General features: G+C 48.5%; 4 protein-coding genes and 2 rRNA genes (1 of these 6 running past the window's edge). 2 read left to right on the forward strand and 4 right to left on the reverse strand.

Annotated features, from left to right (window positions below):
• Positions 1-19: 19 nt before the first annotated feature.
• A complete protein-coding gene (locus ACJJII_RS05145; protein ID WP_444918532.1) occupies positions 20-2,128 on the reverse strand; it encodes a prolyl oligopeptidase family serine peptidase in 2,109 nt (702 codons plus the stop codon).
• 87 nt (positions 2,129-2,215) lie between these two features.
• Between ACJJII_RS05145 and dtd the strand changes: the two genes are divergently transcribed.
• Together dtd and ACJJII_RS05155 are read left to right on the forward strand one after the other, a co-directional pair.
• Positions 2,216-2,653 (forward strand): D-aminoacyl-tRNA deacylase, encoded by a 438-nt coding sequence (dtd, locus tag ACJJII_RS05150; RefSeq protein WP_444918533.1) that lies wholly within the window; start codon positions 2,216-2,218, stop codon positions 2,651-2,653.
• Positions 2,654-2,761: 108 nt separating this feature from the next.
• A complete protein-coding gene (locus tag ACJJII_RS05155; protein ID WP_444918534.1) occupies positions 2,762-3,292 on the forward strand; it encodes a GNAT family N-acetyltransferase in 531 nt (176 codons plus the stop codon).
• Positions 3,293-3,324: 32 nt separating this feature from the next.
• Here the strand turns inward: ACJJII_RS05155 and ACJJII_RS05160 are convergent, their stop codons facing one another.
• The 3 genes from ACJJII_RS05160 to ACJJII_RS05170 all read right to left on the reverse strand — a co-directional run.
• Positions 3,325-4,317, reverse strand: a complete 993-nt coding sequence (locus ACJJII_RS05160) for a YncE family protein (RefSeq protein ID WP_444918535.1) — start codon at positions 4,315-4,317, stop codon at positions 3,325-3,327.
• Between the two features lie 809 nt (positions 4,318-5,126).
• A 5S ribosomal RNA gene (gene rrf / locus ACJJII_RS05165) occupies positions 5,127-5,242 on the reverse strand.
• 203 nt (positions 5,243-5,445) lie between these two features.
• A 23S ribosomal RNA gene (locus ACJJII_RS05170) occupies positions 5,446-8,283 on the reverse strand (it continues 44 nt past the right edge of the window).

The following is an 8,283-nucleotide window of genomic DNA, read 5'->3' on the forward strand; positions in this document are numbered from 1 at the left end:
GTTGGGTTAGCTGGAAAGGCTACTCGATTTTCATGCCCAGCTGGTAGGCAAGGAAGCTCCACTGATTGGCGAAGTCTTCCACCTGCATCCATACCGGCTTGCCTGCACCGTGCCCTGCCCGAGTCTCCACGGCAAGCCAGACCGGTCTGTCACAGCCCTGATCCCTTTGTAGGGCTGCCGCAAATTTGTAGCTGTGCCAGGGAACCACTCGATCATCGCGATCGGCAGTTGTGATCAGCGTGGCCGGATAGCAGGTGCCCTCACGGGTGTTGTGGACCGGAGAATAGGCATGCAGCGCTTTGAACTCATCGCGATTTTCACTAAGCCCATAATCGCTCGACCACTGCCGGGCATTAGCGGAAGCGGTATGATATCGCAGCATATCCAGGACACCGACTACCGGTAATGCCGCCGCAAATAAATCCGGTCGTTGTACCAGCGTTGCCCCCGCCAATAGTCCACCATTGGAGCGACCACTAATAGCAAGTTTTTCAGGAGAAGTGACTTTCTCCTCGATCAGCCACTCAGCTGCAGCGATAAAATCATCAAAGACATTTTGCTTTTGCGTCTTGGTACCCGCCTGGTGCCAAGCATTGCCGTACTCGCTACCACCGCGTAAGTTGGCCAGTGCCAGGGTGCCGCCCATATCCAACCAACCGACAAAGCGGTTGTAGAAGCGCGGTAACTGAGCGGAGTTAAAACCACCATACCCATAAAGCAGCGTGGGGTTGGAGCCATCGCGCTTCACTCCCTTCTTATGCACCAGGAATAGAGGCACCCGGGTACCGTCCTTACTCTTATAGAAATGCTGGCTCACAGTCAGATCGGAAAAATCTGCTGCATATTTTGGCTGCTTGAACAGTTTGGTTTCGCCAGTCTGTACATTCAGGTGGTAGATACTCGGCGGGGTAATAAAATTAGAGAAAGCGTAGAAGGTCTCGACTTCATTCGGCTCACCGTAAAACCCCTTCACTGAGCCCACCCCTGGCAGCTTCAGCTCGTACTGTTTCTTACCGTTAGTATCGGTCACCAGCACTCGCGATTTCGCATCCTCCAGGTAGTGAAGCACAAAGCGATCACCGATATAACTGGCACTCTGCAGGGCACTAGTCGTCTCCGGCACCAGATCGCGCCAGTGTTTGCGTTGCGGCTTATTCAGATCAATAGCGATTACACGGCCCAGCGGCGCCCCCGCACTGGTCTCAAAGTAAAAGGTGCTCCCTTTATTTCCGAGATACTGGTATAGGCCATCCCAGTCATCCAGAAGCTTAACTACCTTGCCGCTTTCATCGCGTAAATCGCGATAGTAAAAGCCGTTCGAGTCATAGCCGTCGAAGATACCAAACAGGAGATAGTTGCCATCATCACTCACCGACGCCCCCGGATTGCGGGTGGGATGGTCAGTAATTTCATAGACCAGTTGATCACTCTCCTGGGCATTTCCCAGTCGGTGAAAATAGACGGCTACCTGTTTGCTATCATCCGCCGTGCCATCTCTGTTAAACGGGTACCGGCTATAGTAAAAACCGGACTCATCCGGCGCCCAACTGGCATCACTAAACTTGATACCGGTCAGTTGTTCCTTCAGATCCTTGCCTGTCTTTAGGTCGCGAATACGATAGTCGGTCCAGTCAGTGCCACCATCCGAGATACCGTAAGCCAGATAGCGGCCCTTTGGACTGACTTTGAGGCGCTTGGCAGCAATAGTGCCATCTTCACTTAGGGTACGTGGATCTAAGACCGTATCGCCCTCAGCAGACAGGCTAGAGGCCTTATAGAAAACATTCTGATCCCAATCACCGGTGTTGTAGCTGTAGTAATAGCTATCGCCCTTCTTATACGGAACACCGTAGCGCTCGTAGCGCCATAGTTCTGCAAGCCGGTCATTGATTTTCTGCCACCCGGGCAGGTCCTTCAAACGCGGTAATGAATGGTCATTCTGTTTGGCCACCCAACTCTTTACCTCATCACTGGACATTTTTTCCATCCAGCGATAGGGGTCAGCCACCTTTTGACCAAAATATTCATCAATTTGAGCACCCGGCTTACTATCCGGATAGCTATCAGCTGCGTGAACACTCACCGCAGCAAGTGCACCGGCAACCAGTGCCACTAGCTGTCTCTTCATACCGTTATTCTCGGTTTCTCTACTGGGAACAGTCCGCTAATCTAGGCGATTTAGACGATCGGTTCCAGAGCAGCAGAGAGAAGTGAGATGAAAGGATTGATCCAAAGGGTAAGCCATGCCCAGGTTAATGTAGCGGGAGAGGCCGTTGGGGCCATAGATAAAGGTATCCTCCTGCTGCTAGGTATCGAAGCCCAGGACACTACTGATAGTGCAGATAAGCTGCTGCACAAAGTCCTGAATTACCGTATTTTTCCCGATGATAAAGGGCGTATGAATCTCAACCTCCAAAAGGCGGGAGGTGGGCTCCTGATTATCAGTCAGTTCACACTAGTTGCCGAAACTGATAGAGGTTTACGGCCGAGCTTTAGTCGCGGCGCATCACCAGAATACGCGGAGGAGCTCTACAACTATTTCGTTAAAAGTTCCAAAGCCCAATTTACGCCAGTGGCCACTGGAATATTTGCAGCGGATATGCAGGTTTCACTAATCAATGACGGCCCCGTAACTTTTATGCTGGAAACCTAGAGACCTTCCTCAGGCTCTTTCTGTTGTTTCACCTAATCAGGAAAACTCTACCAGTTGGTTAGGTTGCTAATGACTAAAAAATATCGCTAAAAATGGAGAGGCAAAAGGATGACTAAAAAGCCGATAGTAGTAAACAGTGATATCAAACTCGATCCACTTTTGGATAGTGACACAGAAATCATCTTTGCCTTAATTGAAAATAACAGACCACTGCTAGAGAAATATCTCTATTGGGCAAAGCTTGTTGTCGACCTCCCAACCACAGAAAAATATATTGCCGACAGAGTATTCAGCAATAGTTTCGGAGCATCCTGGTACAAGATCCACTATTCAGACAAGGTAGTCGGGATCTTTGGTATCAAGGAAATTGACCTTGAAAAACAAAATGCAGAAATAGGATATTGGTTATGTAAAAGCTGCCATGGCAATGGAATCGTGACTCGAATCGTCAATAAAATATCTAGCTACTTGAAAGATTTGCACGATATTCAAGCGTTGAAAATTCACTGCTTATCTGAAAACAGTGCCAGCATAGCCGTAGCAGAACGCGTAGGTGGAGTGCATAGTGAAACTATTCCAAATTATTATTCGATTGATGGAATATTTCAGGACTTAAAAATCTACACAGTTCCTACCTGATTCATTATTTTAACAGTGGAGTTCAGGAATATTTATTGCTGAATATTTACTGGGCTCCACTCAATACCATCTGACCCTTGTCCCGCATTAAATATACGCTTAACTTTCCAAGTTGCGGTATCTATTTCAACAACTTTTCCGTCTCTCTGAGAACCGGCAAACAAAAACTTTCCGTCCGGAGAGAAAAATAGCGATGCTGGCTGTCTGGCCCCTGCGCTGCCGACATCAATCTCATGTAACTGTTTACGGGTCTTGGCGTCATACACGAGTATACGATTACCATTTAAGTCTGCTACAGCTACCACTTCGCCATCAGGGTGAAACCTGATTCGGATAGGCAGAAAACCAACATCTATCGTTTCTTTTTGCTTTAACGTTTCAGTATCGAAAATAAAGATATTTTCTGACTGATTATTTCCTATCCATAGCTCGCTATTATCGGGGCTTACCCACACCGCCTCCGGCCCATCCCCTGCCGGTATTGTAGATTTCAATTCCATAGTCTCTGTATCAATTACACTGAACGTATCCGACCCCCGGCTAGTAACGTAGGCGGTCTTCAGATCAGGTGATAGTGCAAGCATATGGCTACCTACCTGATCAGTACGGGCAACGCCCAATACTTTTCCTTCAGCCACATCCACCTTTATCACGTCGCTGGTTTCTTCTGTCGTAACAATCACATTATTGCTGTCCCCCAACCAAGCGATACCGTGAGGGCCTTTGTGTGGACTGATATCAATTCTTTTCAGGCGCTTACCGCTCGCGATATCGAATACATTCAGCTCTTCTCCCACGTAGCCATCTTCAAGGTAAGAAACTACCACCACTTTAGATTTATCCGGCGACACTATTAATTCATGGGGCGAACCTCCAGTTTCCGGTTTCTTAACCTCTTGGCCGGAATCCAGGTCAATAAAACTCACGGTGCCCTCATATTTATTTCCTACTACCAACGTCTGCGCCCTTAGCGATCCAGCAGCTAAAAGTACTAATGACATGGAAATTAAAAGTAGAAATCTCATTAGCAAGCCTCTCGGAGGAATTTGTCGCTAATAGAATGCTTCCTGAACAGCACACCCCAGCGAGCTTTTTAGAACTGAAAGGTCAGTCCTGGTTATCCACTGCAACACTGGATGATAGATCGCAAAAATAGAACTTTTTAGATGTTTTCTTCATTACAGGGATATTACTAACAGAATTCTTGGATAGTACTGTGCATAACTTTTGGATAGAGGTCTGAAAGCCTTTAATTTCGTGCAGTGGAATAATTCGATTAAAAAACCAACGAAAAAAGTGTCAGGTTATCCACTAAAAGTAGGAACAGAACGTTACTAACAGAAAGTCTGGATAGAGTTGTGCATAACTTTAATAAACGGGCTACAGGCCCCGTGGTTACAGGGGATTACTGCAGAGACTAAAAAATCACCGATATTTTTACCGGCTAAATTTAATTTTTGGCGGGAGTGGTATGGGTACTTTTCTGAGTTTTACGCGAGTTATTTTTGTTGGATTATTTTTTGTGTGAGTGCAAAGGCGTTTGCTACGGAGGTAGGTAAAGGCCTATTTTTATAGGCTTTTTAGGAGAGCATCTGTTTAAGGTGCTCAGGTAGTTTTAGGTTTTTCTTTTTTATTTACTGACTGACTTTTTAAATAGAAAGTTGAGCACTAAAGTTTTTCAGAGCTATTTAATTTCTACTAAGTAATTTCTGCTCTCTCTTTCTTCCCTTTCTTCCCTTTCTTAGTTTTTTTATTTTTGTTTTTTGCTTCTTTAAAATATTTTTCAGCCATAAAAAAAGGGCCACCCTATTGGGTGGCCCTTTTCGGATTAGAAGCCTGACGATGACCTACTCTCACATGGGGAAGCCCCACACTACCATCGGCGATGTTGCGTTTCACTTCTGAGTTCGGCAAGGGATCAGGTGGTTCCACAACTCTATGGTCGTCAGGCAAACTGGCTTGGGTTGGCGTTGGTCTTATAAGCAAAGTGCTTGGCCTACCGTGTTATCGCTGTTTGCCTCGGTCATGTTGGTGACCGGCGATAACCCCAAATAAGTCGGTAAAACAATCTGTAGTAATACACCGCAAGCGATCGTATGTCTCTAACTCACAATCCGCTAGCTTAGCTAGTCGTTAGTAACCATCTCTGTTGTATGGTCAAGCCGCACGGGCAATTAGTACTGGTTAGCTCAACGCCTCACAACGCTTCCACACCCAGCCTATCAACGTGGTAGTCTTCCACGGCCCTTCAGGAGGCTCAAGGCCTCAGGGAGATCTTATCTTGAAGGAGGCTTCCCGCTTAGATGCTTTCAGCGGTTATCCCGTCCGAACATAGCTACCCGGCAATGCCACTGGCGTGACAACCGGAACACCAGAGGTTCGTTCACTCCGGTCCTCTCGTACTAGGAGCAACTCTTCTCAAATCTCCAACGCCCACGGCAGATAGGGACCGAACTGTCTCACGACGTTCTAAACCCAGCTCGCGTACCACTTTAAATGGCGAACAGCCATACCCTTGGGACCGGCTTCAGCCCCAGGATGTGATGAGCCGACATCGAGGTGCCAAACACCGCCGTCGATGTGAACTCTTGGGCGGTATCAGCCTGTTATCCCCGGAGTACCTTTTATCCGTTGAGCGATGGCCCTTCCATACAGAACCACCGGATCACTATGACCTACTTTCGTACCTGCTCGACATGTCTGTCTCGCAGTCAAGCGCACTTATACCATTATGCTCATTGCATGATTTCCGACCATGCTGAGTGCACCTTCGTACTCCTCCGTTACTCTTTGGGAGGAGACCGCCCCAGTCAAACTACCCACCATACACTGTCCTCGATCCGGATAACGGACCAGAGTTAGAACCTCAAACATACCAGGGTGGTATTTCAAGGACGGCTCCACAACAACTAGCGTCGCTGCTTCAAAGCCTCCCACCTATCCTACACAAATAGGCTCAAAGTTCAGTGCAAAGCTGTAGTAAAGGTTCACGGGGTCTTTCCGTCTAGCCGCGGGTACACTGCATCTTAACAGCGATTTCAATTTCACTGAGTCTCTGGTGGAGACAGCGTGGCCATCGTTACGCCATTCGTGCAGGTCGGAACTTACCCGACAAGGAATTTCGCTACCTTAGGACCGTTATAGTTACGGCCGCCGTTTACCGGGGCTTCGATCAAGAGCTTCGCCGAAGCTAACCCCATCAATTAACCTTCCGGCACCGGGCAGGCGTCACACCCTATACGTCCTCTTACGAGTTTGCAGAGTGCTATGTTTTTAATAAACAGTCGCAGCCACCTGGTCACTTCGACCGGCCTCAGCTTAGGGAGCAAGTCCCATCACCAAAACCGGCGTACCTTCTCCCGAAGTTACGGTACCATTTTGCCTAGTTCCTTCACCAGAGTTCTCTCAAGCGCCTTGGTATTCTCTACCTGACCACCTGTGTCGGTTTAGAGTACGATTCACTATTACCTGAAGCTTAGAAGTTTTTCCTGGAAGCAGGGCATCAACCACTTCACCCACTAAGTGGGCTTCGTCATCAGTTCTCAGCCTTAGGGACCCGGATTTGCCTAAGTCCCCAGCCTACAACCTTAAACATGGACAACCAATCGCCATGCTGGCCTAGCCTTCTCCGTCACTCCGTCGCAGTAATAGCGAGTACAGGAATATTAACCTGTTTCCCATCGACTACGGCTTTCGCCCTCGCCTTAGGGGTCGACTAACCCTGTCCCGATTAGCGTTGGACAGGAACCCTTGGTCTTCCGGCGGGGAGGTTTTTCACCTCCCTTATCGTTACTCATGTCAGCATTCGCACTTGTGATACCTCCAGCAGACCTCCCGATCCACCTTCAACGGCTTACACAACGCTCCTCTACCATGCTCCTAAGAGCATCCGCAGCTTCGGTTATCAGTTTGAGCCCCGGTATATCTTCCGCGCAGGCCGACTCGACTAGTGAGCTATTACGCTTTCTTTAAAGGATGGCTGCTTCTAAGCCAACCTCCTAGCTGTCTGGGCCTTCCCACATCGTTTCCCACTTAACTGATATTTGGGACCTTAGCTGGCGGTCTGGGTTGTTTCCCTTTCCACGACGGACGTTAGCACCCGCCGTGTGTCTCCCGCGATTGCACTCCTCGGTATTCGGAGTTTGCATGGGGTTGGTAAGTCGGGATGACCCCCTAGCCCAAACAGTGCTCTACCCCCGAGGGTGAGACGCGAGGCGCTACCTAAATAGCTTTCGAGGAGAACCAGCTATCTCCCGGCTTGATTAGCCTTTCACTCCGATCCACAGGTCATCCCCTAATTTTTCAACATTAGTGGGTTCGGTCCTCCAGTTGATGTTACTCAACCTTCAACCTGCCCATGGATAGATCGCCGGGTTTCGGGTCTATTGCCTGCAACTAAACGCCCTATTAAGACTCGATTTCTCTACGGCTCCCCTAAGCGGTTAACCTTGCTACAGACAATAAGTCGCTGACCCATTATACAAAAGGTACGCAGTCACCCCGAAGGGCTCCTACTGCTTGTACGTATACGGTTTCAGGTTCTATTTCACTCCCCTCTCCGGGGTTCTTTTCGCCTTTCCCTCACGGTACTGGTTCACTATCGGTCAGCTGGGAGTATTTAGCCTTGGAGGATGGTCCCCCCATATTCAGTCAAGATAACACGTGTCCCGACCTACTCGATTTCACTCTAAATGCCTTTTCGTGTACGGGGCTATCACCCTGTATCGCGGTACTTTCCAGAACCTTCCACTAAAACATAAAGAGCTTAAGGGCTAATCCCCGTTCGCTCGCCGCTACTAAGGGAATCTCGGTTGATTTCTTTTCCTCCGGGTACTTAGATGTTTCAGTTCCCCGGGTTCGCCTCCATAACCTATGTATTCAGTTATGGATACTCCTAAAAGGAGTGGGTTTCCCCATTCGGACATTCTAGGATCAAAGCTTGTGTGCCAGCTCCCCTAGACTTTTCGCAGGCTCCTACGTCCTTCATCGCC

It is taken from the genome of Microbulbifer maximicatervae (SeqCode), assembly GCF_052467825.1.